At 46.7% G+C, this 26,718-nt stretch carries 24 protein-coding genes; 22 read left to right on the top strand and 2 right to left on the bottom strand.

What is annotated here, in order from left to right:
- Nucleotides 1-152 precede the first annotated feature (152 nt).
- The 22 genes from hslV (at nucleotide 153) to D7024_RS11485 (ending at nucleotide 23,740) form a co-directional block, all read left to right on the top strand.
- Entirely contained in the window at nucleotides 153-683 is a 531-nt protein-coding gene (gene hslV, locus D7024_RS11590; RefSeq protein WP_121451948.1) for an ATP-dependent protease subunit HslV, read from the top strand.
- Nucleotides 684-701: 18 nt separating this feature from the next.
- On the top strand, nucleotides 702-2,114 hold the full coding sequence (hslU, locus tag D7024_RS11585) for an ATP-dependent protease ATPase subunit HslU (RefSeq protein WP_121451947.1): 1,413 nt from the start codon (nucleotides 702-704) through the stop codon (nucleotides 2,112-2,114).
- Nucleotides 2,115-2,133: 19 nt separating this feature from the next.
- Nucleotides 2,134-2,919, top strand: coding sequence for a GTP-sensing pleiotropic transcriptional regulator CodY (gene codY / locus D7024_RS11580; protein WP_121451946.1), 786 nt, complete (start codon nucleotides 2,134-2,136; stop codon nucleotides 2,917-2,919).
- A gap of 348 nt (nucleotides 2,920-3,267) precedes the next feature.
- A complete protein-coding gene (gene hpsG / locus D7024_RS11575; RefSeq protein WP_121451945.1) occupies nucleotides 3,268-5,757 on the top strand; it encodes a (2S)-3-sulfopropanediol dehydratase in 2,490 nt (829 codons plus the stop codon).
- A 156-nt stretch (nucleotides 5,758-5,913) separates the two neighbouring features.
- Nucleotides 5,914-6,858, top strand: coding sequence for a glycyl-radical enzyme activating protein (locus D7024_RS11570; RefSeq protein ID WP_121451944.1), 945 nt, complete (start codon nucleotides 5,914-5,916; stop codon nucleotides 6,856-6,858).
- 92 nt (nucleotides 6,859-6,950) lie between these two features.
- The gene (locus D7024_RS11565; RefSeq protein WP_121451943.1) at nucleotides 6,951-7,967 is read left to right on the top strand and encodes an arsenic resistance protein; all 1,017 of its coding nucleotides are present in this window, start codon (nucleotides 6,951-6,953) and stop codon (nucleotides 7,965-7,967) included.
- A gap of 433 nt (nucleotides 7,968-8,400) precedes the next feature.
- Nucleotides 8,401-8,733, top strand: a complete 333-nt coding sequence (locus D7024_RS11560) for a DUF3870 domain-containing protein (protein ID WP_121451942.1) — start codon at nucleotides 8,401-8,403, stop codon at nucleotides 8,731-8,733.
- Between the two features lie 384 nt (nucleotides 8,734-9,117).
- Nucleotides 9,118-9,552, top strand: a complete 435-nt coding sequence (locus D7024_RS11555; RefSeq protein WP_121451941.1) for a tripartite tricarboxylate transporter TctB family protein — start codon at nucleotides 9,118-9,120, stop codon at nucleotides 9,550-9,552.
- Between the two features lie 12 nt (nucleotides 9,553-9,564).
- Nucleotides 9,565-11,067, top strand: a complete 1,503-nt coding sequence (locus tag D7024_RS11550; RefSeq protein ID WP_243113767.1) for a tripartite tricarboxylate transporter permease — start codon at nucleotides 9,565-9,567, stop codon at nucleotides 11,065-11,067.
- 163 nt (nucleotides 11,068-11,230) lie between these two features.
- Nucleotides 11,231-12,229, top strand: coding sequence for a Bug family tripartite tricarboxylate transporter substrate binding protein (locus D7024_RS11545; protein WP_121451940.1), 999 nt, complete (start codon nucleotides 11,231-11,233; stop codon nucleotides 12,227-12,229).
- Nucleotides 12,230-12,283: 54 nt separating this feature from the next.
- A complete protein-coding gene (locus D7024_RS11540; protein WP_341466982.1) occupies nucleotides 12,284-12,544 on the top strand; it encodes a 4Fe-4S dicluster domain-containing protein in 261 nt (86 codons plus the stop codon).
- Between the two features lie 5 nt (nucleotides 12,545-12,549).
- The gene (locus D7024_RS11535) at nucleotides 12,550-13,692 is read left to right on the top strand and encodes a 2-oxoacid:acceptor oxidoreductase subunit alpha (RefSeq protein WP_121451938.1); all 1,143 of its coding nucleotides are present in this window, start codon (nucleotides 12,550-12,552) and stop codon (nucleotides 13,690-13,692) included.
- A complete protein-coding gene (locus tag D7024_RS11530) occupies nucleotides 13,689-14,513 on the top strand; it encodes a thiamine pyrophosphate-dependent enzyme (protein WP_121451937.1) in 825 nt (274 codons plus the stop codon). The genes D7024_RS11535 and D7024_RS11530 overlap by 4 nt, the downstream gene beginning before the upstream one ends.
- On the top strand, nucleotides 14,513-15,046 hold the full coding sequence (locus tag D7024_RS11525) for a 2-oxoacid:acceptor oxidoreductase family protein (protein ID WP_207666927.1): 534 nt from the start codon (nucleotides 14,513-14,515) through the stop codon (nucleotides 15,044-15,046). Before D7024_RS11530 ends, D7024_RS11525 begins: the two co-directional genes overlap by 1 nt.
- Before the next feature lie 21 nt (nucleotides 15,047-15,067).
- A complete protein-coding gene (locus tag D7024_RS11520) occupies nucleotides 15,068-16,366 on the top strand; it encodes a nickel-dependent lactate racemase family protein (RefSeq protein WP_121451936.1) in 1,299 nt (432 codons plus the stop codon).
- Nucleotide 16,367: 1 nt separating this feature from the next.
- A complete protein-coding gene (locus tag D7024_RS11515) occupies nucleotides 16,368-16,931 on the top strand; it encodes a 2-oxoacid:acceptor oxidoreductase family protein (protein ID WP_121451935.1) in 564 nt (187 codons plus the stop codon).
- Nucleotides 16,921-18,072, top strand: a complete 1,152-nt coding sequence (locus tag D7024_RS11510) for a 2-oxoacid:acceptor oxidoreductase subunit alpha (protein ID WP_121451934.1) — start codon at nucleotides 16,921-16,923, stop codon at nucleotides 18,070-18,072. Before D7024_RS11515 ends, D7024_RS11510 begins: the two co-directional genes overlap by 11 nt.
- Nucleotides 18,065-18,901, top strand: coding sequence for a 2-oxoacid:ferredoxin oxidoreductase subunit beta (locus tag D7024_RS11505; protein ID WP_121451933.1), 837 nt, complete (start codon nucleotides 18,065-18,067; stop codon nucleotides 18,899-18,901). Before D7024_RS11510 ends, D7024_RS11505 begins: the two co-directional genes overlap by 8 nt.
- An 11-nt stretch (nucleotides 18,902-18,912) precedes the next feature.
- On the top strand, nucleotides 18,913-19,842 hold the full coding sequence (locus D7024_RS11500) for a hydroxyacid dehydrogenase (protein WP_121451932.1): 930 nt from the start codon (nucleotides 18,913-18,915) through the stop codon (nucleotides 19,840-19,842).
- Between the two features lie 21 nt (nucleotides 19,843-19,863).
- The gene (gene sucC, locus D7024_RS11495; RefSeq protein WP_165859352.1) at nucleotides 19,864-21,030 is read left to right on the top strand and encodes an ADP-forming succinate--CoA ligase subunit beta; all 1,167 of its coding nucleotides are present in this window, start codon (nucleotides 19,864-19,866) and stop codon (nucleotides 21,028-21,030) included.
- Nucleotides 21,014-21,922 (top strand): succinate--CoA ligase subunit alpha, encoded by a 909-nt coding sequence (gene sucD, locus D7024_RS11490; RefSeq protein ID WP_121451930.1) that lies wholly within the window; start codon nucleotides 21,014-21,016, stop codon nucleotides 21,920-21,922. The genes sucC and sucD overlap by 17 nt, the downstream gene beginning before the upstream one ends.
- Nucleotides 21,923-21,982: 60 nt before the next feature.
- Nucleotides 21,983-23,740, top strand: coding sequence for an aldehyde ferredoxin oxidoreductase family protein (locus tag D7024_RS11485; RefSeq protein ID WP_121451929.1), 1,758 nt, complete (start codon nucleotides 21,983-21,985; stop codon nucleotides 23,738-23,740).
- Between the two features lie 194 nt (nucleotides 23,741-23,934).
- On the opposite strand, the gene D7024_RS11480 is transcribed toward D7024_RS11485, so the two are convergent.
- Entirely contained in the window at nucleotides 23,935-24,615 is a 681-nt protein-coding gene (locus D7024_RS11480; RefSeq protein WP_121451928.1) for a Crp/Fnr family transcriptional regulator, read from the bottom strand.
- A gap of 88 nt (nucleotides 24,616-24,703) precedes the next feature.
- Complete coding sequence (locus tag D7024_RS11475; protein ID WP_121451927.1) at nucleotides 24,704-26,686, bottom strand: glycoside hydrolase family 15 protein; 1,983 nt, start codon at nucleotides 26,684-26,686, stop codon at nucleotides 24,704-24,706.
- Nucleotides 26,687-26,718 lie beyond the last annotated feature (32 nt).

Genomic DNA, 26,718 nt, shown 5'->3' with positions numbered 1-26,718 from the left:
ATGCCTTGGAAAACGTCCATGTCTGGTATGGGCGTTAGCCTCCCAGAGGGCAAAAATGTTTACAACGCAAATAGCTCCCCAGGGCCTGAAGTTGCATTTTAGAGTAAAAGAGAATATAATAATATGTTGATGCCTGCGAAAGGAAGGTTTATATGTTTCATTCCACGACTATTGTGGCGGTCCGGAAGGATGGCCGGGTGGCCCTGGCCGGGGACGGCCAGGTGACTTTCGGCCAGCATACTATATTGAAACACCAGGCGAAAAAGATTCGCCGCCTGCACAATAACCGGGTGCTCGCCGGTTTTGCCGGTTCCGTAGCCGACGCCTTCACCCTTTTTGAAAAATTTGAAGGAAAGCTGGAAGCATATCACGGCCAGCTCCAGCGGGCCGCCGTGGAACTGGCCAAGGAATGGCGCATGGATAAATTCTTGCGCCGCCTGGAAGCCCTCCTGGTGGTAGCCGACCGGCAGCACCTGCTGGTCCTTTCTGGGGGTGGGGAGGTTATTGAACCCGACGATGGGATTGCGGCCATTGGTTCGGGAGGTCCCTACGCCCTGGCCTCCGCCCGGGCCCTGGCCAAACATACGGATCTTTCCGCCGGGGAAATCGCCCGGGAAGCCTTGTTGATTGCCGCGGGCATTTGCGTTTATACCAACGACAATATTACCGTGGAGGAACTATAATTTAAGGAGAGAGCAGGGATGGAAAACCTTACTCCACGCCAGATCGTGGCCGAGCTGGATAAATACGTGATCGGGCAAAAAGAAGCCAAAAGGGCCGTGGCCATTGCCCTGCGCAACCGCTACCGCCGCAGCCGCCTGCCCGAAGAGTTGCGGGACGAGGTGGTGCCCAAGAACATCCTGATGATTGGCCCTACGGGAGTGGGGAAAACCGAAATTGCCCGCCGCCTGGCCAAACTGGTCAAGGCCCCCTTTATCAAGGTGGAGGCTACCAAATTTACGGAAGTGGGTTATGTGGGCCGGGACGTGGAGAGCATGGTGCGGGACCTGGTGGAAACATCCATCCGCATGGTGCGCCAGGAAAAAATGGAGAAGGTAATGGATAAGGCGCAGAAGATGGCCGAAGAACGCATCATCGAGTTACTTGCCCCTATACCCCGGCAGGAGACAGTGCCCCGCAATCCCTTCGAGGCCATTTGGGGAAGCGCCTTTGGCAGTGTAAACCGGCAAAGCGGGGAAACCGATCCCATGCAGGAAAGCCGTATCAAGCGGGTGCAGTTCGAGCGGGAAGCCCTGCGGCAGAAGCTGGCCCGGGGCGAGCTGGAAAACGAATACCTGGAAATCGAAGTGGAGGACACCACCGTGCCTACCCTGGAAGTGTTCACCGGCTCCGGGGTGGAGGAATTGGGCATCAATATCCAGGACGTGCTGGGGGGCATTTTCCCCAAAAAGAAGCGTAAACGCAAGGTAACGGTGGCCGAAGCCCGGAAGATTCTCACCCAGCAGGAAGCCCAGAAGCTGATTGATATGGACGAAGTGACCACCGATGCCGTACGCCGGGCGGAGGAGCACGGGATTATCTTCCTGGACGAGATCGACAAAATTGCCGGCCGGGAAGGGGGAGCCGGGCCCGACGTTTCCCGGGGCGGAGTACAGCGAGATATCCTGCCCATTGTGGAAGGTTCAACGGTGATGACCAAGTACGGGCCGGTGAAAACCGACCACATCCTTTTTATTGCTGCCGGAGCCTTTCATACGGCCAAACCTTCGGATCTCATTCCCGAACTGCAGGGGCGTTTCCCCATTCGCGTCGAGTTATCGAGCCTTTCAGAAGAGGATTTTCTACAAATTCTGACCGAGCCGGAAAACGCCTTAATTAAACAGTATACCGCCCTTTTAGCTACTGAGGGTGTCAACGTGAAATTTTCACAAGATTCTCTTGTCGAAATCGCAAAAATCGCTTATACTGTAAATGAGCAAACCGAAAACATAGGTGCCCGGCGGTTGCATACTATTATGGAAAAGCTGCTGGAAGATCTGTCCTTTGATGCACCGGAATTGCAGGGACAAACAATTACCATCGACCGGGATTATGTCCAGCAAAAACTAGGCGACATAGTAAAGAACGAAGACCTGAGTCGCTACATCTTATAAGAAAGGAGTGCAGGCAGGCATGCGCAATCTTCTGGAAAAAACCCGTGCATTGAACAAACTGCTGCAAAAATCCGCCGGTTATCCGGTAGATTATAAAGAGATGGCGGTTACCTTAAGTGAAAATATAGGTTGCAGTGTTTACATTATCGACCGGCGGGGTAAGGCTCTGGGTTATGCCTTTATGAAAGGTTTCAGCTGTGAGATCATGCGTGAAATGGTGGAGTCCCCCGAGGGTTTCCCCGAAGAATATAACGAATACCTGTTGCGCATTAACGAAACACAGGCCAACTTTTGCCAGACTGTAAATGCATGCGTGTTCAATCACAACCAGCGCTGCAAGTTCAACAACAAGGTAACCACGGTAGTTCCCATCGTGGGAGCCGGTTCCCGCCTGGGAACCCTTATCCTGGCGAGGTTTGGCAGCAACTTTACCGACGAGGACTTAATCCTGGCCGAGTACGGGGCTACCGTAGTGGGAATGGAAATCCTGAGGGCCCGGGCCGACCGCATGGAGGAAGAGGCCCGCAAGCGGGCCGCGGTGCAGATTGCCCTGGGTACCCTGTCCTACTCCGAGCTGGATGCCGTGAAGCATATTTTCGAGGAGCTGGACGGGGACGAGGGCCTGCTGGTGGCCAGCAAAATTGCCGACCGGGTAGGTATCACCAGATCGGTAATTGTCAACGCCCTGCGTAAGTTTGAAAGCGCCGGGGTGATTGAATCCAAGTCCCTGGGTATGAAGGGCACCTACATCCGGGTGTTGAACGACAGGCTGCTGGAGGAGCTGGAAAGACTCAAGCAGCATTAAAAAAATGAGTAGTTAGAAATGAAAAATTTATGCTTGACATCCGGTTATTGCTCCATTAAAATGTTTTTTAAAGAGAGGATAAAATTGAAAGAGTTATTAAAAAATGTCTGGGTAACCTACTGGCATTAAGTGAAAAAACTTAATGTCTTTAAAATAGGTAAAAAGCCCAGTATGTCACGAATATGGCATACTGGGCTTTTTTATATATGTGCACCAGGACATGGGAACCTGATTCCGGTTGGTTGACCGCGCATCCGCAAACCTGGACCAGTGCCTGTTCTTGTACCGGGCCGAACCAGAAAATGGTGCAAAGCCATTACAAGTTTGGTAAGAAAGAGGGGGATTAAGATGGAATTTGCGGAAAAAGTGCTTACACCACAAGAGCAAAGAATACTTAGAGGTCGAGAAATTGTGGAGCTAACAACTGAAGAGGGAAGGAATAAAAGAAAAAGAGTCAACAAGTTGCTGGCGAAATTCGCGTCCTGGCGGCCCCGGGTAAGTATTGAGAGAGCCCTTCTATTTACCGAGTCATTTAAAGAAACCGAAAGCTTGCCAATGGTACTTAGATGGGCCAAAGCTATGGAGCACATACTTAACAATATTGAGGTTGTGATAGGCGAAGATGAGTTAATTGTTGGCACCTGTGGCGGTTTAGGCAGGCACAGCATTTTGTATCCCGAGCTTAGGGGCTGCTGGCTGGAAGAAGGATTACAAAGGCTTAAAGAGCAAGGTTCGTATATTATTTCAGACGAAGATATCAAAATAGTTAAGGAAAAGATAGTGCCGTACTGGAAGGGTAAGACGGCGCATGAGACGTATATCAACTTGTTGCCTGAAGAAACACGGTATCTAATTTACGGCGATGATATTTACAGTGCATCAGGCTTGATGCAGGATAATGCAAATATAAACGCAACACTGAACTGGGCGCCTGACTATAAAAAGGTTTTGGAAAAGGGTTTTCTTGGAATTAAGCAAGAGGCAGAAGAAAAGCTGAGGTCATTGGATGTTGTTGATTTAGATAACCACATTAGTAAAGCACCATTTTTGAAAGCCGTTATTATAGTCTGTGACGCAATGATTGCTTTTGCTAAAAGATATGCAAAATTGGCCAGGGAAATGGCACTGAAGGAGAAGGATGAGAAAAGAAAGAAAGAGCTGGAAACTATAGCAGAAGTGTGCGAGTGGGTACCGGCGCACCCTGCAAGAACCTTCCATGAAGCCATCCAATCACAGTGGTTTACTCAGGTTGGGTTCAGGTTAGAACAGCCAACAACTGGAGTAATATCAAATGGTAGGATTGATCAATACCTGTATCCTTACTATAAGAAGGATTTGGAAGAAGGGCGAATTGACGAAGATTCTGCATTGGAGTTGCTTGAATGCCTGTGGTTAAAAATAGCTGAATTTGTTCCTCTTAATGCGACTAATGCAAAATCATTCTGGGAAGGTTATGCCCACTTTGAGCAAACAGTTATCGGTGGTCAAACAAGAGACGGTAGTGATGCTACCAACGAGTTGTCATATTTAATTTTAAAATCTAAAAAAGAGTTTCCTTTGCATTATCCTGATTTATCGGTTAGAATACATTCGCGAACGCCGGAGCCATTTTTACGTGAAGTATGTGAGCTGATAAGGGAGGGAACCGGTTTTCCAAAACTCCTAAATGATGAAGAAATAATACCACACCTGTTAGCCCAGGGTGCGTCACTGGAAGACGCCAGGGATTATACCGGTTGTGCATGTACAGAAATCAGGATGGTCAATACCAGTACTTACATGGTTGTTGGTGGGAATATTAACTTGCCTGCAGCATTAGAGATGGCCTTAAATGACGGTGTGCTTAAGCTCAGAGGCAAAAAGCAAAAACTGGGTGTATCGACGGGTGATTCGAGAAACTTTGCCACCTTTGATGAGGTAATGAACGCCTTTCGCCTGCAGGTCGAATACCTGGTGAAGCATTTTTACATCAGGCAGACTGCATTAGAGATAACAAATTCAATGAAGCTGGCCGCACCTCTTATGTCCAGTCTCCACGACGTATGTATGAATGAACTTACAGATATTCACCAGCCCTTAAAGGGCGGGGTATCCGCAGATACCGGTAATATTAACTTTAATGGCTTCGGTACTGTAGTAGAATCTCTGGCAGCCATCAAGAAACTTGTGTATGATGATAGGAAAATTACAATGAATGAATTGTTGGAAGCGCTTGAATCCAACTTCGAAGGGAAAGAAGCGCTGCGACAAATGCTATTGAATGCCCCGAAATACGGCAATAATGATCCCTATGCGGACAATATTGCCCGGGAAGTAGACGCTATACTTCTTACTGCTGCGAGAAAGTTTAAAACTCCGAACGGCCACCAGTATATCAAATTTGTGCCGGTGACTTCACATGTTGGATTGGGCGCTGTATTAGGGGCTACCCCGAATGGCCGCAAAGCCGGAGAACCATTATCAGAGGGTATATCACCCACTCAAGGTGTCGATACTAAGGGACCAATAGCAACTCTTCTATCAATTGACAAGGCGAAAAGTAGAAAGTATTCCAACAGTCTTTCCAGGCTGTTAAATATCAAACTAAGCCCACAAGTTGTTGCAGGAGAAAAAGGTCTTAGGGACCTGATGACATTAGTAAGGACATTCTGTGATCTAAAGCTGTGGCACATCCAATTTAACATATTAAATAGCGATATTTTAAGGGATGCTCAGAAGCATCCAGAAAAGTACCGCAATCTTATTGTAAGGGTTGCAGGTTACAGTGCTTATTTCGTTGACCTTAGCCCTGAATTGCAAAATGAAATTATTAATAGGACTGAGCACCAATTTATGTAAGACGACATGGACATGTAATCAGGCAAGTTATTTAGTTGAATAGTTTATGGCCTGCTCTCCGCTGTTTCCTGCTTGCACAATATTAATAATCCAGCAGGAAACAGCGGGGGGGCTGAATTTTATTTGTTAATTTATTGCATTGGAGGCGGGGCGGTTATGGATCAGGGTGTAGAAGCTTGTGCTGGAAAATTCGGCTTTATATTTAATGTTCAAAAATTTTCCGTTCATGACGGACCGGGTATCCGCGATGTCATATTTATGAAGGGATGCCCATTGCGCTGCAGATGGTGCTGCAATCCAGAATCACAAAATGCTTTTGCAGAAGTTGGGTACATTCAAAAAAGATGTATAGGCGTCAAGGAATGCGGCTTTTGCTTAAAAAAGTGTCTACGAAATGCAATCTACGTTACTGAAAATGGTTTAGTTGATATTGACCGGCATCGCTGCAATAATTGTGGAGACTGTGCTTTAGTTTGCCCCGCCAAAGCTATTACCTTATTTGGCGAAAAAGTGGTTGTAGAAGACGTCCTGAAAATGGCAGAACAAGACAGCGCATCGTGGAGATCTAATGGAGGAATTACAGTTAGCGGTGGGGAGCCGCTTTTGCAGTCGGAATTCGTAAGCAACTTGTTTAAGGAGTGTCGAAAGAAGGGAATTAATACGGCCATAGAAACCAGCGGGTATGCCCGCTGGGAGAATATAGAAAAGGTGTGCCAGTATACAGATTTGATCTTTTATGACATTAAACATATGGATGAAGACAAGCATAAGGAATGCACGGGCGTTTCTAATGAACTAATCCTGGAGAATCTCCTAAAAATAAGCAATAGCTTTCCCCAAACACCGGTAATTGTTAGAACCCCCATAATACCGGGATTCAATGATACTGAAGAAAATATTGAAGCTACAATCGAGTTTCTGTCTAAGGTTAAAAACCTCAAAGATTATGAACTGTTAGGATATCATGCTTTTGGTCAGCCGAAGTACCGGCAGTTGGGCAGACAATACCTGCTGGAAGGACTTAAGCCACCGGGCAAAGACTATATTTCCGAATTGAACGAGAAGGCTAGAGCTATGCTAAAGGAAAAAGGAGTGTTATAACAATATTTGCGTATAAAAAAATAAACACTTCCTGTATTGTATAGATATTGCTCTTGTATAGGACATCAGGTCCTAAAGGGAGAGAATTTAAAATGAGCCCGGCTGAATTTATAAATAAATATTTTATTATCGTTTTAATTTTTGTAATATGTTCGGGACTGTTTTTAGGGTACTTCTACCCGGAGTATGGCCATTTTTTAGAAGCCCTTTATCCAGTCTCGCTTTTTGTTATGCTTTTCCCCATGATGATCACTATTAAAGTAAATGAAATGGTCATGGTATCTAAACGGATAGGTTTTATTACTGTGGTTATGTTTTTTAATTATCTTGTTTCTCCTCTTTTAGCGGCGTTTTTAGGACACATTTTTTTATCGGGTTATCCGGATTTTGCTGTTGGACTTATTATTAGCAATGTGGTTCCGTGCGGCGGTATGATTGTTGCCTGGACTGCCATGTCCAGGGGAAATGCACCGATGACCCTGGTTATTACGGTGGTAAGCTTGCTGGCCGGTATTGTATTAATCCCTTTTTGGATTTGGGCCCTTGCCGGGAAATATGTGCCGGTTGATGGGTGGAAAATTTTGCAGACCATTTTTTTCACCATTGCCGTGCCGCTGCTTTTGGGCAACTTCACCAGGGTATGGCTAACCAAAAAATTTGGCCGGGAAAAGTTTGACTGCCTAAAACCCGCCTTCACGGCTACTTCGCTGTTAGGGCTGTTTATGATATTTTTTATTGCCATGATGTCTCAATCCCGCTTGATTTTAAAAAACCTCCAGTATATAGCTATAGTTGGGTTGCCTCTCATAGCTTTTTATATCCTTCTTTTAGCTATAACTTTACTATACGCGCGTTTTACCCGTACTACTTATCAGGATATGGTATCACTCGTCTACGGGGTTAACGGTAAAAACATGTCCATTGCGTTGGCTATTGCGGTGGTTTCTTTTTCCCCTTTAACAGTGCTGTTTCTTGCGGTTAAGTCAGTTATTCAGTTTTTTATTTTAACAGCTTTTTACAAAATAACACCATATTTACGGGAATATTGGCTTAAGGTACTTCCAGTGCCAGCAGTTGAAGCAGATAAATCCGTGGGAAAAACAGCATGAAGCAAACCAAAGCCAGTTCATGCCAATTAAAAATTCTGATCCCATTGAAAAACGCAAAATATCCCTCGGGGCCGATATAACTTGCAATAAAATGCCGCTGTACCTGCCACTGGTGGCAGGTTATGCTGGATAATGATGCTCCGAAAGGCATGTAAAAGCGAAAGTTTACGGAAGATGTTTTATATAAATAAGACAAAATTTCAGTAAAAAAGCAACAAATTGCTATTGCATAAACTATTACGCAATGGTATAATGTCAGCAAGGTGACATTAAATTTTTCTTGAACTAATTTGTATAAATATACCCATAGGGCAACTGGTTACATGTGATGTCATTTGCAAGGTTGGGGGGCGATCATAAAAATGTCGGCTCCAGCCCCGTGACTCAGGCAAATGCATTTTACTAAAAAATTTCTCATGAACTGGAGGCGCCTATGGAAATGGAACAGGGTTATTTCCTGGTAAGCGGTTTCGCACAAACCCCAAAAGGGACACCTGTAAACGAAATGTACAAGCATATAGGAGCTATTTTATTAATTGATCGTACAACGAACTGTATAATTAAATCTGATTTTAGCGTGGTTTCCAGCCTTACAAAAGAGGTTTTGCAGGATCTAATTCAAGGCTTTTGCGTAAACGAACCATTTGAAAACCTCGCAAATAAATTGAAGCACCATATTAATATTCCATCTTTAGGAGCAATTTTGCAAGCAATTAAATCTGCAATTGATCGATATAAAGATACAGCCCTGAATACAAAAACGTAGGGTATATGCGATTTTCAGGCCTGCTTCATTGTTTTTCTTTACCTTAATAATACAGGCAGCTGGTTACCTGCGGGTACTTGTTTTTTCAAAAACATGTGTCTGTTAGCCGGTAATACCCAGCGCAGGAGACTATCGTTAATCCATTGACGATAGTTCTATGCTGCTGGGTATTTGTTTTTATAATAAACAAGAATAAAGACACGTGATCACATCACCTTTAATTGCTGTAGCGGGAGGAGGCACGGTAGCGGGGGGGTGCTGGAATAACAGCGGGAATAACGCAGTATTCGGACAACCTTATAAGTCACATATATAGGGGGTGGCAATGTCTTAAAGTAGAGAAAATGAAATCCCATAGTCTTAAATGGAAGGAGATGAAAGATCATGAATAAATGGTTAAGTAATAGGGACGTTGTGAGTGGCAGTCTGTTGTTTCTCTTTAGTGTATGGTTTTTTATGGCAGCGCGCTCATTGCCAGCCGGAAGCGGCAGCAGTATGCCGCCTGGATATTTCCCGGCTTTTCTGGCCGTGGTTTTGGCGTTTTTGAGCCTGCTGGTTGTTTTCAAAGGGATAAGAGAGAGTGACACTGAATACGAAAAAAAGGATCATAAAACAGTATGTTTATTGGTATCACTGCTTATTGTATACATTATACTTTTTAAATACATGGGTTTTATAACCTCTACCATAATTTATCTGACTGCTGCAATGATTTTGCTTAAGGCCGGAAAGCTCATTAAGATAATCCCTGTTGCAGTGGTTATAGCCTTAGCCGTATATTTCATTTTTTCAAAGGGATTCCATATACCCCTTGGATAGGAGGTGTAAAAAGTGGATTTGCTTTTGAGTGCACTTCATGGTGTATTTGAGCCGTATTCGCTTTTACTGCTGGCTTTGGGTGTGATCATGGGAATGGCTTTTGGAGCAATTCCCGGTTTAACAGCAACAATGGGGGTAGCATTATTAACACCGTTGACATTCGTCTTGGAACCGGCCGCCGGGATTAACATGCTAATAGGAATTTACTGCGGTGGTATATTTGGGGGAGCTATATCAGCAGTTTTGGTCAATATACCCGGAACACCAGCCGGTATGATGACCACCCTTGACGGGTATCCAATGGGGCAAAGGGGAGAAGCTGGTAAGGCAATAGGTTATGCTACAATTGCTTCTTTTTCGGGCGGGATTATCAGTGCGGTAGTATTAATTGTAGCAGCCCCGCAGTTAGCTAAAATTGCACTGCAATTTGGGCCGGCTGAATACTTTGCAATTGCTGTATTTGGTTTAAGTATTATTGCGAGTGTCTCCGGAAAATCCATTATAAAAGGACTGATTTCCGGTGTTATTGGAATGATAATAACAACTGTGGGAATGGATTATGTAACAAGTACTCCCCGATTTACTTTTGGAATTACTGCCTTGCTTTCAGGTTTCGCATTTATTCCGACAATGATTGGCCTGTTCGGAATGCGGGAATTTTTAATGCAGATTGGGACAGGGAGATATAAATACCAGGTACAGCAAAATGTTGGAAAAGTAACTCCTAGCTTAAGTGAAGTTAAAAGACTGTTTCCAGTTATTTTCCGCGGTGGGCTAATTGGCACGTTTATAGGAGCGTTGCCAGGTGCAGGAGGACCTATTGCTTCATTTATTTCTTATGATACTGCACGCAGGTCTTCCAAACACCCGGAAAAGTATGGAACAGGGATTCCTGATGGGATTGTCGCTTCTGAGTCAGCTAACAACGGAGTAACTGGTGGAGCTTTGATACCCATGTTAACTTTGGGTGTGCCCGGAGATGGCGTAACAGCAGTTATGCTGGGAGCTTTTATGGTCCATAATCTATTGCCTGGACCAATGTTGTTCCAGAACCACGGGGCCCTGGTATATGCAATTTATATAGGTTTTTTGTTAGCGAACATATTTATGCTGTTTTTTGGCCTGGTCGGAGCAAGATATTTTGCAAGAATATTAAACCTGCCTATGCCGATATTATTACCGTTTATATCTGTCTTAACTGTCGTAGGCGCTTACTCAATTAGAAACAACCCCTTCGATATAGGAGTAATGCTTGCCTTTGGTGTTTTAGGTTATTTAATGTCGGAATTTAAAATACCTGCCATGCCTATGGTCCTGGGGATTGTTTTGGGTCCGATTGCAGAAGCAAACTTACGAGGCGCGTTATTAATATCAAAAGGTAGCTGGCTTATCTTCTTAAAAGAACCCATTAGTCTTGTTTTGCTGATAATTAGTGTTATAATGGCGGCTTATCCCTATTTAAGCCGTATATTGAGTCGCAGAACTAAACTTGAAAAGTCTACGGCTGAAGCTTGATTTAGGTTATTAATCATAAATTCGAAAGGAGGGTTTGTGTATAAGGAAGGAGAACAGCAAAAAAGGCCTAGAAAACTAAATGCAAGGAGGGGGGTAGATTAAAAAGGTTTCCTGAACATAATGTCCGCTATAAAAATAAAAAGCATAGGAGGGGTAATCTAGAATGAAGGTTGAAAGGAAAATAAAAATTTTACTTGTGTCAATGCTTGTTTTAGTATTTGCTCTTGTTGCAGGTTGTGGTCAAAAGACATCCAGCGATGGAAAATCTCAAGGTGCTGCTTCAGATAGGTTTCCCAATAAGCCAATTACACTAATTTGTCCGTATGATGCAGGTGGCGGTTCCGACCAGGTTACCAGATTTTTAGCGTCCATCGCTGAAAAAGAACTTGGTGTCCCTATAAATGTAGTTAACATGCCCGGAGGTTCCGGGGCTACAGGTTATGCCGAATTAACGAAAAGGGAGCCTGATGGATATACTCTTTGTACCACCACTTCAACCATTGTTACCCATAAGCTGTTAGGAAACCTGGATGTTAATCATCGTGACTATGAACTGGTATTTGGATACAACTATGAACCTGCTGCCATCGGGGTAAATGCTAGCCGTGGCTGGAATACCCTGGAGGATTTTGTTAAGTATTGTAAGGAAAATCCGGGTAAAGTTTCTATGGGGACCTCTGCGTTTGGAGGAATCTGGAATATCGCTACTCATGCGGCGATGCCAGTTCTGGGTGTTCAATGGAATGTTGTACCTGCAGGTGGAGGCGGTGCACAGCCGGTTGTACAGGCAGCAGGAGGTAAAATTGATGCCGTCACTGCCAGTCCCCTGGAAATGAATGCACAGGTTCAGGCGGGTAAACTGAAAATTTTAGCCGTTATGTCCGATGAACGCCTGGAGTCGTTCCCTGACATTCCTACATTTAAGGAACTGGGATATGATCTCTCAGTGACAACTACCAGGGCTATTATTGCTCCAAAAGGAACTCCCCAGGACAGAATCAAGGTTTTATATGAGGCATTTGCCAAGGCAGCAGCATCACAAAAATACAAGGATTTCTTGAAGACGCAGGGCAGCGGTTGGATGTCTGAAGATGGAGAGGCCATGCTTAAGTATTACGATGAGCAGGAGAAAGAGTTTGAAAAAATTCTAAAGCAAAAGTAGCTAATTAAAAGTCCTGGGTGGGGTTTCCCCACCCAGGATCTGATTCATAAAAAATTGCGAGGGGGTTTTCAAAAATTGAACAGAAAAAATGGCAAAATTTACGTCGACGCTTCCCTTTGTAAAGGATGTAGCCTTTGCATTGACTTTTGCCCTAAGGAAGCCCTTAAACCAAGCACTACTATGAACAAAAAAGGAGTTTTTCCTCCCGTAGTTGACGATGAAAAATGCATCCTCTGCGGTACATGCACGTTATTCTGTCCCGATTTTGCCATCTTTATAGCTGAAGATTCTACTTTAGAATCCAGGGGGGCATGAAGTCAATGAAGGGGAAAGTAGAGTTCATCCAAGGAAATATAGCGTGCGCCAAAGGAGCGCTGGCCGCAGGTTGCAGGTTTTTTGCCGGGTATCCCATTACCCCTTCAACTGAAATTGCAGAATTTATGTCAAGGGAATTACCTAAAGTTGGCGGCTATTATGTTCAGATGGAAGATGAGATTGGCTCAATGGCCTCGCTGATAGGTGCTTCTTATACCGGGCTAAAAGTAATGACGGCAACTTCTGGCCCCGGCTTTACATTGATGCAGGAAAACCTGGGAAATGCTGTTATGGAAGAGGCGCCTTGTGTTATAGTTAATGTTCAAAGGGGAGGACCGGCTATCGGTCAGGCCACTAAATCTTCGCAAAGTGATATCATGCAGAGCCGCTGGGGCAGCCACGGCGATTATGAAATCATTGCTTTGGCTCCTTATTCAGGACAGGAAATGTTTGATTTAACTATTCGGGCGTTTAATTTGGCGGAAAAATATCGTGTGCCCGTAATTGTTTTATCGGATGAAATCCTGGGACATGCTCGAGAAAAAGTCATAATTCGGGATCAAGAAGAAATTAAAATAATCAATCGCAAAAAGCCGCTTCTACCGCCGGGAGAATATAAAACTTTTCAGCCGGATGATGATATGATTCCTCCAATGGCCTCATTGGGTGAAGGCTACCGCATACTGGTTGAACCACAAACGCATGATGAAACAGGACGAAGGGCCGCACACATTCCTGAAGCACACGACAAATTAATACGCAGGTTGTGCGCTAAAATAAATAATAATGTTGAAGATATTGCGGAAATCGATGCGAGATTTATGGAAGATGCAGAGGCTGCTATTGTTTCTTATGGTTCCGCAGCGCGTTCTTCACTGGGAGCAGTTAAACAAGCGAGAAATCAGGGTATAAAACTCGGTTATATTAGACTAAAAACAATTTGGCCATTTCATGAAGCCTATATAAGAAATCTAGCCCGTAATTTAAAGGCATTGTTCGTTGTTGAGAATAATTTGGGGCAAATGTACCTGGAAGTACAGCGGGCATGCCGGGACCTTGTGGACGATATTATTTCAATAACGAAAATTGGCGGAGAAATGCACAGCATTGATGAGATTTTAAGACCTGTAAAAGAGGTGATTTCATGAGACACCCATTATTAAAGTATATAAGAGAAAATGAGTTGCCATTTATATTCTGTCCGGGATGCGGTAGCGGTATCATACTTCGCTGTACTTTAGAAGCAATGTTGGAAAGCAATCATAACTTAGATGAATTTGTCCTGCTTTCCGGCAGCGGTTGCAATGGCTGGATTGCGCCGCCCTTTAACGTTGACGTCTTTCATACAAATCACGGGCGGCCCATTGCCTATGCCACAGGTGTAAAAATCGGTCGTCCTGATTTAAAGGTAATTGTATTTACAGGAGACGGGGACAGCGCGGCAATTGGGGGCAATCATTTGATCCATGCCGCAAGGCGGAACATTGATATGCTGGTCATTTGTATAAACAACAGCAACTATGGCATGACGGGTGGACAGTTATCTCCAACAACCCCGTTCAAGGCCTACACCATGACCAGCCCGTATGGGAATCCCGAACCGCCCTTTGACCTGTGCAAGTTAGTGGAAGCGTGTGGAGCCAGTTTTGTAGCCCGATGGACCACAGCCCACCCGGTGCAACTGAAAAAATCCATAGCTAAGGGCTTATCGAAAAAAGGGTTTGCTTTTATAGATGTGATCAGTCAGTGTCCCACGCAATTTGGCCGTCGCCTTGGTTATAAGAATGCATCAGAGATGGTGCGGTGGTTTAAAAAAGCGTCAAAAACATACAACGGACCAGAGGGCCTGCAAAGTTTTAATGGGGATCAAATTCCAGTCGGTGAATTTATTGACAGGGAATTACCTGAATTTACCGAGGTACTTCGATCAATTGCAGAAGAAGCCAGGCAATCGGGAGGTGCCAATTAGTGAGCCGCATTGAATGCAGAATTTCCGGCTTTGGTGGACAAGGTGTTATGCTTGCCGGTGTTGTACTGGGATTGGCCGCAATCTTAGATGGGAAAAATGCTGCACACACTCAATCATACGGCCCCGAAGCAAGGGGTGGGGCCGCCCGTTCCGACCTGGTAATCTCGGACGAGGAAATAGACACCCTGCTTGTAACCAAACCGAATATCGTAGTTGCCATGTCTCAAGAAGCTTATGACAAGTACTTATATGGAAAGCCTTTCGATTATGCTTTTGTTGATTCAAGCATGGTTCAGTTAAAAGATGTTCAGCCCGAACGGCTCTATGCGATTCCTGTAACTAAATATACAGTAGATGAATTCGGGTTAAAACTGGTTGCAAATATGGTTATGTTGGGGGTTATTAACAGAATTACAAAAGTCGTGTCTGATGATGCATTGAGGCAGGCAGTTGAAAAATCCGTTCCATCCAAAACAGTAGATTTAAACCTCAAAGCCGTTAATTACGGGTTATCTCTTGCCGCAAATTATTAAACTAAATAAGGGGTTAGCAACATGGCGGTTTTAAGTATTCCTTTTCATAAAAACGAAATAACAGTTGACATCCCCGATAAAAATCTTTTAGGAATTTTGGAGCCAAAACCCGTACGGCCTCTTAGTGATCCTTTAACCGTAATTAAACAGGCGCTCAAAAGCCCGATTAACAGTAAACCCCTGATTGAGCTGGCAAAGGGGAAAAAAAGGGTGACCATTGTTGTTACTGATATTACCAGGCCATGCCCTGATTCCCTATTGCTGCCACCCGTAATTGAAGAATTACAGAATGCAGGGGTGAAGACAGAAAATATCACTATTTTAGTTGCTACCGGGCTTCACCGCCCAAACACAGAAGATGAGCTGGTTGAAAAACTTGGCAGCCAGATCGTTGAAAATATTAAGGTAGTTAACCACGTGGGGTATGACGATTCGGGTTTGACATATTTAGGTAAAACGAAATACGGTTGCCCCGTATGGGTGAATAAACTTGTTTTGCAGGCCGATCTGGTCATTAGTACAGGAATAATTGAACCGCACTTTTTTGCCGGTTTTAGCGGGGGCCGCAAAAGTATTGCCATTGGGGTAGCGGGGGAAGAAACAATAATGTTTCAACACCGCCCCGCAGTTTTTGACCACCCGCAAACAAAGTTAGGCAATTTAAGTGGAAACATTTTTCACGAAAATGCCATGGAAATAGCTGAAATGGCCGGGCTGGGTTTTATTGTCAATGCGGTATTAAACGACAGGGCAGAGATAGCAGGCATTGTAGCAGGTGACTTCAGGGAGGCCTTTTACCGGGGAGTAGAAATGGCCCGGGATATCTACGAAGTGGAAATTGCCGGACAGGCGGACATTGCCATTGCCGGCGTTGGTTTCCCCAAAGATACCAATTTATATCAGGCCACAAGGGGCGCCAGTTGTATTGCCTTTAGTCAATTCCCCTCTGTAAAAAGAGGTGGTTTGATTATAACGCCCGCCCAAACTGAAGAGGGAGCAGGTGAAGGGCTGGGAGAAAAACGGTTTTACGATCTTATGAGTAAAGCGTCGAACATAGTTGAGCTAATTGATAACATCAGGGCAAACGGTTACCCTGCCGGTGGTCAAAGGGCATACCTGCTTGCCTTAACCCTAAAACATGCTGACCTGATCATTACCAATTCTAAAACTCCTGACATAGTCCAGGATATGCATATGAAGGCAATGGCCAGTTTGCAAGAGGCTTTAAATTATGGATTAGAGCGTTTCGGCGAGGATGCCAAAGTTGTGGTATTACCCCATAGCATTCAGGTAATGACAGTTAAGGGAGGCGACGCTTAAATTGCCAAAGTACGAGATTAGATTTGGTGGTTTTGGTGGACAGGGTGTCGTACTTGCCGGAGTAATTTTAGCTAAAGCCGCCAGCATAGAAGAAGGGAAAAACGCCGTCCAAACTCAACTCTATGGACCGGACAGTCGTGGGGGAGCGGCAAAATCGGAGGTTGTCATTTCGGAGGAGAAAATCGATTACCCTAAAGTGGATAAAACTGATTTGCTCGTTTTAATGTCTCAGGAAGCAGCAGAGAAGTACGGCTCTGAAATCAAGGACAATTCCATCATTATATATGATGCGGATTTAGTGCAGCTGAACCTGAGCGGAAGTTTTACGCCCTACCCGGTTCGGGCAACTAAAATTGCAACGGATATGGGTAACAAAATAGCCGCGAACATGGTGATGTTGGGGGCTGTTTCTGCGGCCTCGAATATCGTTTCCCTTGAATCACTGTTGAAAATTATTGAAGCCAGTGTTCCTGCGTATGCCAAAGAACTGAATATGAACGCAGCCAGGGAAGGTTTTAGAGCCGTGAAAGAAATTATGGGGAGGAGGGGCGGCAATGAGAATTAGCGGTCGTCAATTTTTACAGGGAAATGAGGCAGTGGTAGAGGCTGCAATCGCTGCGGGTTGCCGCTTTTTTGCCGGGTACCCTATTACCCCTGCCTCAGAGATAGCCGAAACCATGGCCATAAGGATGCCGCAGGAAAAGGGCATTTTTATACAGATGGAAGACGAGTTGGCATCCCTCAGCGCAGTGATTGGCGCTTCATGGGCCGGCGCAAAAGCCATGACTGCTACCTCAGGACCTGGTTTCTCACTGATGCAGGAGAACATAGGTATGGCGGTTATGACGGAAACACCCTGCGTAATTGTGGATGTGCAGCGCAGTGGACCCAGTTCTGGTCAGGCAACCAGGGCGGCCCAGGGAGATCTAATGCAGGCCAAATGGGGGAGTCATGGCGACTATGAATTAATAGTCATTTATCCCAATTCAGTGCAGGAATTATATGATAAAACGATAGAAGCGTTTAATTTAGCGGAGAAGTACAGGACTCCCGTCATTCTTTTGAGTGACGAAATTATAGCCCATATGAGGGAAAACATTTATATACCCGAAACGTTAGATATAATTGAGAGAAAAAGGCCGAGGCCAGAAGATAAGGAACACTTCCTGCCCTGGAAGCCTGATGACGACGGCATACCTCCCATGGCAAAATTTGGGGATGGATTTAAAGTAATGGTTGAAAACAACACCCATGATGCAACAGGTAGAACAAACCAAACTGATGCAGCCCTTCACACCCAGCTAATAAACAGGTTATGCAACAAAATACTAAATGCTAAAAAGGACATTGTTAAAACAGAGGGCTTGTTCCTGGACGATGCTGAACTGGTTGTAGTATCTTGCGGTTGCGTTTCCCGCTCCGCCCTGGAAGCGGTCAAAATGGCCCGACAGAAAGGTATTAAGGCTGGTTATTTCCGGTTGATTACCATCTGGCCATTTGCCGATGAGCAGTTAATTGAGGTGGCAGGGGCTACTAAAAAAATGTTAGTCGCTGAAATGAATACTGGTAAATTACTTAGGGAAGTAAAACGCGTTGTAGACCCCTATGGAGTGCAGGTTAATCATTTGCCCAAAATTGGGGGCGCCTACCATACACCAGGTGAAATACTGGCTTCCATTGAAAAGGCGGTGAATGAAAATGAGTGAGGTTGTACGGCAGCATCCGGCATTTAAATACATGCGTAAGCAGTTTTTACCCCATATTTGGTGCCCTGGTTGTGGCAATGGACTTATATTGGCGGCTATTATCCGGGCCATAGACGAATTGGGAATAGATATCGATGAAACCAGCTTTGTAACGGGTATAGGATGCTGGGGCCTTACAGGCAATTATATAAATGCTGACTGGTTGCACACTACACACGGGAGAGCCCTACCCATGGCAACCGGGTTAAAATTAATGAACCCGAAATTGAAAGTTTTTGCCCTTACGGGTGATGGAGACCTGGCGGCCATTGGTGGCAACCATTTTATCCATGCCGCAAGGCGTAATGTAGATTTAATTACCATTTGTTCAAACAATATGATCTTCGGTCGAACGGGCGGTCAGGTAGCCCCCACTACCCCCGAGGGAAAATATGCATCCACTTCGCCCTATGGGAATATTGAAAGACCTTTTGACCTTTGTCGCTTAGCCGAAGCGGCAGGTGCTACCCATGTGGAACGGTGGACCGTAATGCATCCCGTGCCGTTGACAAAAGCCATTAAAAAGGCAATTGAACATAAAGGTTTTTCCTTTATCGAGGTTCTTTCACCTTGTCCCGTTCAATACGGAAGAAAGAATAAATTCCGTAATCCCAGTGTTTTGTATAACTGGGTTAAGGAACAGTCAGTTAGTATAAAAAAAGCCCAGGATATGTCTGAGCAAGAATTAGAAGGAAAATTTATAATTGGTGAGTTTGTGAAAAAGGAAAATATCCCTGACTTGTCAGCGCAATTACTAAAACTCCAAGAGAGTTTTGAAAATAAGAGCTAAGGGGTGAAATAATGTATAAGGTTTTACTTGCTGATCCTTTAGAAGAGGTCGGTATTAAAATTCTTGAAAAAGAATGTGAAGTAACAAAGGCTTTTGATATTGATAAAGCCGGGTTGTTAAAAGTTATTGAAGACTACGATGCAGTTCTTGTGAGGGTAAATACTCCGATTGATAAAGAAATTATTGATAAGGCCAAAAAGCTTAAAGTAATTGGAATGCCCGGCGCTGGACTAAACCATATAGATGTTGAGTATGCGAAAAAGAAAAATATTAAAGTATATAATGTTCCTGGCGGCAATATGGATTCAGTCGCTGAATTAACTTTTGCTCATATTTTAGCTTTAAGCAGGCGCATTTACGCTGCGAGTAAAAAGGTGAAGGAGGAAGGCTGCTGGAATAAATACCTATTTATGGGCAATGAGTTGTCCGGGAAAACCATTGGGATTATAGGAGTAGGAAAAATAGGTTTACGTGTTGCTGAAATTGCCCGTGCCTTCAAAATGCAGGTTGTTGCGTATGACCCGTATGTAACCCAGGATGCCTTACCCGCCGACATACGGTTAATGACTTTGGATGAGTTGTTTGCAACTGCAGACATAATTACAATCCACGTTCCCTTGACTAAAGAAACATATCATTTGATATCGTACGATCAGATTAAAAAAATGAAAGACGGTGCCTATATTGTGAACATGAGCCGGGGTGGGGTTCTCGATGAGGAGGCTGCTTATGAGGCTCTTAAAAACGGTAAGCTTGCCGGTGTAGGATGTGATGTTTTAGAAGATGAACCACCCCCGGAAAAACCCGTAAAACATATCAAATTGTTTGATTTAGATAATTTCTTAATTACCCCTCATTTGGGTGCCTGGACTGTTGAAGCCCAAAACCGTGTTGCCGAAATAATTGCCCAGAAAATGCTCGAAGGCCTGAAGAATAGCTGACGGAGGGAGTCAATAATGCTTTTGTATGAGATTGAAGGAAAAGCAATTTTTAAATCTTATGGTATCCCTATTCCCCGTGGTGAAAAAGCTACAACCCCGGAGGAAGCCAAAGAAGCAGCAGAGAAAATTGGCAGTGAAGTAGTTCTAAAGGCTCAGATCTCTTCCGGCGGGAGGGGGAAGGCTGGAGTAGTTAAGTTTGCAAAAACTCCTGATGAGGCAAAGGCTCTTGCTGAGCAGTTACTTGGAAAGGAAGTAAAGGGAGAAACAGTTAAATTATTACTGGTTGAGGAAAAGATTAATATTGCCAAAGAATTGTATTTGGGCATTACCCTGGATCCTGAATTGCAAAAGCCGGTTATTATTGGTTGTGCAGAAGGCGGAATGGATATCGAGGAGGTTGCAGAAAAGCACCCGGAAAAAATTGTTAAGCAGCCTTTAGAAGTTTTAAAACCCTTTAAAATTCATCAGGCGAATGACTTTATGCGGCAGCTTGGTTTTCATGGAAAGCAGCTTGTTCAGGCCGGAAAGATTTTGTATGGTCTAGTCAGGGTGTATTTCGATTATGATGCCACTACTGTAGAAATTAACCCGCTAGTGATAACTGGCGATAATGAAATAATTGCTGCGGATTCTAAGTTGGTTGTTGATGATTCTTCCAGCTACAGGCATCCGGATCTGCCATGGGAAAGGTTAAATGAAAATCTGAAGCCTTTAGAAAAAGAAGCAAAAGAAGCAGGATTTCCATTTGTCCTCCTGGAGAATAATGGCTATATAGGAATTATTGGTGGTGGCGCCGGTGTTGGATTAGCTACCATGGACACAATTTACCACCATGGAGGTATCCCGGCCAACTTTTTGGACACCGGCGGTGGTGTAACGAGGGAGAGAATGGCAAAGGCCTTAGAGGTAGTATTGAAGACACCCGGAGTTAAGGGAGTAATTGCAAATTTATTTGGGGGAATCAATAACTGCGCTATTATGGCCCAGGGCATTGTTGATGTCTTAGAAAAACATAAGGTCGATATACCTATAGTTGTCAAAATGAGGGGTCACCATCAGGAAGAAGGCTGGAAGCTGCTGGAAAAGTATAACGTGCCTTTGATAAAATACGGTTCTACTGATGAAGCCGCTGAATTATTGATGAAACTGGTTCGTGAGAGGAGTGCCGGAAATGTCAGTGTTGGTTGATGAAAATACCAAAGTAGTTATTCAAGGAATAACAGGTAAACACGGCTCTCATCATACTAAATTGATGCTGGAGTATAATGCAAAAGTACTGGCAGGAGTGACTCCTGGCAAAGGTGGAAGTGAAGTTTATGGCGTGCCTGTCTATGATACAGTAAAAGAAGCATTGGAACAGCATCCCGATATTAATGCTTCATTAATTATGGTGCCTCCGCCAGGAGTTTTATCTGCTGCTGAAGAGGCAATTGAAAATGGGATACCTTTAGTAGTTATAGTAACGGAGCATGTTCCTGTTCATGATACTTTAAAGATTAAATGGTTAGCCAAGGAATATGGGACGATAGTTATAGGACCCAACACCATTGGCATTATCAGCCCTGGAAAATCAAAAGTGGGAATAATGCCTGGCTATATCTACAGCCAGGGAAATATTGGTGTTATATCCAGAAGTGGGACCATGACTCATGAAATTTCATCAAATTTAACTTATAACGGCATAGGCCAATCCACCTGTATAGGGATTGGCGGGGACCCGGTGAATGGTCTTACAGCAGTTGAAGCACTGGAGTTATTTAAAGATGATGACGAGACAAAGGCAATTGTTCTTATCGGTGAAATCGGAGGAAGCAACGAAGAATTAGTCGCCGAGTATATAGAGAAAACTAACTATCCTAAACAGGTGTATGCTTTTATTGGAGGACAGCTTGCACCTCAAGGGAAAAGGATGGGCCATGCCGGTGCCATAGTACAAAAGGGCAAAGGAACTGCTGCATCAAAAATGGAGAGATTAAAAAAAGCTGGAGTAAAGGTCGCTAAAACTATGGACGAGTTGGTAAACATGATCAAAACAGATGGCTATGGAAATGTAGAGACCATTCAAAAGCATATATCTTAAATTTAGGAGTTTGGGGAACTTATTGTGGTCTTTTAAAAGGCGAGAAGGGAAGACAGGTAAATGAAAGGCTTTTACGGACGTTTGCTCCGGGTTGATCTTTCAACCAGGGAATGGCAGGTGGAGGAAATTCCGGATGAAGTACTGGCCGCATACCTGGGTGGTAAAGGGTTAGGCACTTACCTGATGCTCCAGAACATCCCGCCCGGGGCCGATCCGCTGGGACCGCAAAACTGCCTCATTTTCACCACCGGCCCCGCCACAGGAACGGCCATGCCCGGTTCCAACCGTTTTGGAGTCTTTGCCCGGTCGCCTCTCACCGGTTTTTACGGTGAGTCCTACTCTGGCGGCAACGTGGGGGCGGTGATGAAGAAAACCGGTTACGATGCCGTTGTCATCCAGGGCCGGGCAGATAGGCCCACCCTGCTGGAAATCAGCGATAAAGGTGTCGCTTTCCGGGATGCCACCAAACTATGGGGCCTTGACTGCTACGCTGCCGAAGATATGGCCCTGGCCGAGGTGGGGGGCAAGGACGCCCAGGCGGTGGTCATCGGCCCGGCCGGCGAAAACCTGGTCCGCTACGCCTGCATTGAAAACAACTACTGGCGTTCTGCCGGGCGAACCGGCATGGGCGCCGTTATGGGGTCCAAAAAATTAAAGGCCATTGTTTTCCATGGTAAAGTCAGCTGCGAGCTGGCCGACCCGGCAGGGCTGAAACAATATTTGACGGAGCTAACCCAAAAGGCAAAGGACAACCCCGGAGTACTGGGCTACCGCAAATACGGTACTCCCCAGATGGTGTCGCTGATGAATTCCGTGGGCGCTTTTCCGGCCAGGTACTGGAGCCGGGGAACCCTGCCCGGATGGGAGTCCCTTACCGGCGACTACCTGGTCGAAAACTTTGAAGTGCAGCCTCGAGCCTGCCGCCCATGCCTGTTGATCTGCGGTAAGCTCACACGGGTGACCAGGGGGAGGCACAAAGGGCTTGCGGTGGAAGGCCCGGAATACGAAACCATTTATTCCTTCGGTGGGCTCTGCTGCATTAAAGATCTGGCCGAAATCGTCTACCTGAACGACCTCTGCGACCGCCTGGGCCTGGACACCATCAGCGCGGGCAACATGGTGGCCTTTGCCATCACGGCCGCCGAAAAAGGCGTCCTGGATGTAGACGTGAAATACGGGGATGTGGAAGGCGTAGCCAAAATGTTGCACCAGATAGCCCGGCGCGAAGGAGTGGGCGACCTCCTGGCCGAAGGCATCCGCACGGCGGCGGAGAAGCTGGGCCTGGGTGACCTGGCCATCCATGTCAAGGGGATGGAACCGGCCGGCTACGATCCCCGGGTGCTGCACGGCATGGGCCTCTCCTATGCCACCTCCCCGCGGGGGGCCTGCCACCTGCGGGCTACATTCTACAAGCCCGAGCTGGCCGGGTTGATTGACCCCAAAACCACGGAGGGGAAGGCGGAGCTCTTGATCGATTATGAGGACCGGCTGGCCATTTACGATGCCCTGATTCTCTGCCGTTTTTACCGGGACCTGGTCCTGTGGGAAGACCTGGTCAGGCTGGTCAACGCCACCACGGGCCTGGGCGTGGATGAAGGCCAGCTGCGCCGCATGGCCAAACGGATAGTGTCGGCCACCCGGCAATTTAACATTCAGCAGGGCCTGACCCGGGATGACGACATCCTACCTCCCCGCTTCTTTAAAGAGCCGCTGGAAAACGGGGACGTTCTCCCGGAAGAAAATTTCAGCCAGATGCTTGCCGATTATTACCGGCTGCGGGGCTGGGATGAGCAGGGCCGCCCCGTTAGCAGGGAATAATCAATGAACAGAAATCCCACCCGGTATAAAAGTGGCCTTACGGTTAAGGTTCTCATTAACTCCTGGGATCAAGACCCGGGAGTTTTTCTATTTGCTTTGCCACTTCAGCAGCCATCCCGGGCAGGACCATTTTAACCTCCGGGTAAAGCATCTACCATGGTCCTCCTGGTTACCGGTCATCATACAATCCTTTATTAAAGCCAGGTTTTCAAACGTTCCTTAAACACCACAATGCCCTGGCGGGTAACGGCAACGGCTTTATCCCGGCGTAATTCACCGAGGATACGGTTGGCCGTCTCCCGGGAGGTGCCTACCAGGTTGGCCAGTTCCTGGTTGGTCAGGGGCATGGTGATACGGATACCATTATCTTCCGGTTCACCGTGTTCCAGGGCCAGTTCCAGGAGCACACTGGCCAGGCGGCGGGTGGTATCCTTTAAGGCCAGCTCCATGATCTGTCGCTGGGATACCCTTAAGCGCCGGGCCATAATCTTCAGCAGGGCCAGGGCGATGGAAGGGTTTTTTAAGATAAGGACGTCCATGTCCCGGTTGCGGATCAGCCCCACGTGGGCATCTTCCACCACTTCGGCGCAGGCCGGGTATTCCCCGCCATCAAAGAGGACCACTTCGGCAAAAACCTCGCCCGGGTTGATATAGTGCAGGATATGCTCCCGCCCTTCCTCATCCTGTTTGTAGATTTTGACCCGTCCGGATTTTAAAAGATAAACCGCTTCCCCGGGCTCCCCCTCCATAAAAATAATGTGCCCCTTGCGGTATTTTCTGTCCAGGATTAAGCGGGCAATTTCCGCCAGTTGTTCATCGGAAAGCCCGGCAAAAAGGGGGATGTGTCTTAACTGCTCTACTTCTCCCCGCAACATAGCTCACCTCTTTTGTAAAACACCCCAAAATGCTTCGTGCAAAACAGCGGCCGCTTTCATCCTCTGTTGGTGTCGCTGAAAGCGTCATCTACTTTTCTTTCGCAAACGAAAGTTTTCCCTGCAGGGCGAGGTGGAGGAGGATAAACATGGCGTGGGACCAGCCCAGAGGTATTACCCAGGCCGGCCCGCCCCGTTCTTTGTCCACCTGTTCGGGCAACAGACCGGTGGGGCCGGCATTATCCAGTGCCCAGCGGTAAAGGGCGCGGGCAGCATCCTGATCACCCCGCAGGGCGTGGACGATTCCCAACCAGAGGGTAGTTAATATCCAGGGGTTTCCGCCGCGGTAACCGTCCCATTCATAGCGATGAATGCCCCCTACCCGGTTGTTGCCCAGTACCCGGGCTATACTTTTTATGGTTTCATCCATTAAGGGATGTTCAGGTTCGAGGACCCCAAAGGGGAACACCAGGCCTAGAACGGCGGAGTCAATGCGGGTGTCCTTTTCCACCCAGTAAATTTCATACAATCCCGAGGGTTCCCTGTCCTTCCAGGCCTGTTCGCCCCGGTCCAGGGCGCACTGGTAATCGTAGCAGCTAACCCGGCGGTTGATCCCCCGCAGGAAGCACTGCCGGCCGGGATTCCAGAGGTGGGTGAGAATGGATTTCCGTACAGTTTCCGCTGCCTCGCTCCATTTTTTTGCCTTTTCGGGTGCGCCTATGCTTTTGGCCAGGGCCGCGGCGCCTCTCAGTCCCCCGTAGATTGCTGCCGCCGCGTAGGTACTCTGGATAAAGTTGTCTTCCCACAGGTCCAGTCCCGGTTCAGGCAACCCGTTTGGGGAAAGGTGTTCCACCAGGTAAGCGGCGCCCGAAAGAGTTGAAGGCCAGATTTCGTTCAAGAATTCCCGGTCCCGGGTCAGTTTGAAATGGTGGTGGTAGCCCCACAAAACCGCTCCTACCTGGTCAATTTGTTTTCCCCAGGTGGGGGCCCAAAAACCATTTGTAAAGTAGCGCTGCTGCCAGCTTCCATCGGAATTTTGCACCCGGGCGGCGAAACGGTAAAATTCCCGGGCCTCCCTGTGATAGCCGGCCTCATCAAGGGCCAGGGCGGTATACATGCCGTCCCGGGGCCAGCAATAGCCGTATCCGCCGCAACCGGTATAAAAGGGGTCGAATTCGGGGGCTGCAATGCTGCCGCCCGTTTCCCGGTTGGTCAGGAGTTTTAAAACCATCAGGGACCGGCGAAAAGCGCCGTGTTCTTCCCCCTGTTCACCCGATAGGGGCCGGTGTTCCAGCCAGCGTTCCCAAAAACCGGCCGTTTCTTCCCGCCACTGTTGTCCCGATTTAGCGGAGACCCTGGAGAGCAGCTCAAGGACGGCGGCTTCACTGGACGCGGCGGCCAGGTAAAGGGTCAATTCACGGGTTTCCCCGGGCATAACCTCTCCCATTTCCCAGGCCACGGCTCCGGCACCGGCGCGCAGGGTGGAAGAATCACCGTAAAACTCGCCCCGGCTGGCCGGTCCAAGAGGATCACCGGGGGTGTCCCGGCGGCCGGTATGATACCCCACCAGGGGGTAACCCGGGGCCCTTAAGGCCAGAAAAATGTTGCGGCGGAATTGGATTAGCGTCTGGTGGGTTAACTCGAGGTACATGGTATCGTAAAGAGCTGATTCGTCAATGAGAAAGGTGCAGTAGACCGCTAAATTAAGAGTGCGTGCCCGGTCGGAAAGATTGGTCACCCGGTACTGACGGGCAAGGACATCTTCTTCGGGCAGAATAAAATCGGCCTGTTCCACTAAAAGGGCCACGTCGTCCCGGCGCCTGCAGGTAAGAACCACGGGAGTTTCGTTCAGGTAATGCTGTTCGCCGTGCCAGGGGGACTCATGCAGCCACCAGACCCCTTCCGGGGTGGGGGCGGTTTGGCGGATACCTGCGATAAACTGACCCAGATGCTGTGCCTGGTCAATGTGTGGCCAGAACAAACGGTAGAGTTCCCCGGTATTTTTAATGGTGGCCAGCATGCGGCCGTTGCCAATGACGGCACCGGGGAGGAGGGGTAATAGCTTGCGACGCATGAAATAACCTCCGCAAAATATTTTACAGCGCT

Source organism: Desulfofundulus salinus (genome assembly GCF_003627965.1).
In the GTDB taxonomy this organism is placed as follows: domain Bacteria; phylum Bacillota; class Desulfotomaculia; order Desulfotomaculales; family Desulfovirgulaceae; genus Desulfofundulus; species Desulfofundulus salinus.
The sequence above is the reverse complement of the archived record's forward strand: the minus strand, read 5'-3'. Positions and strand labels throughout refer to the sequence as shown.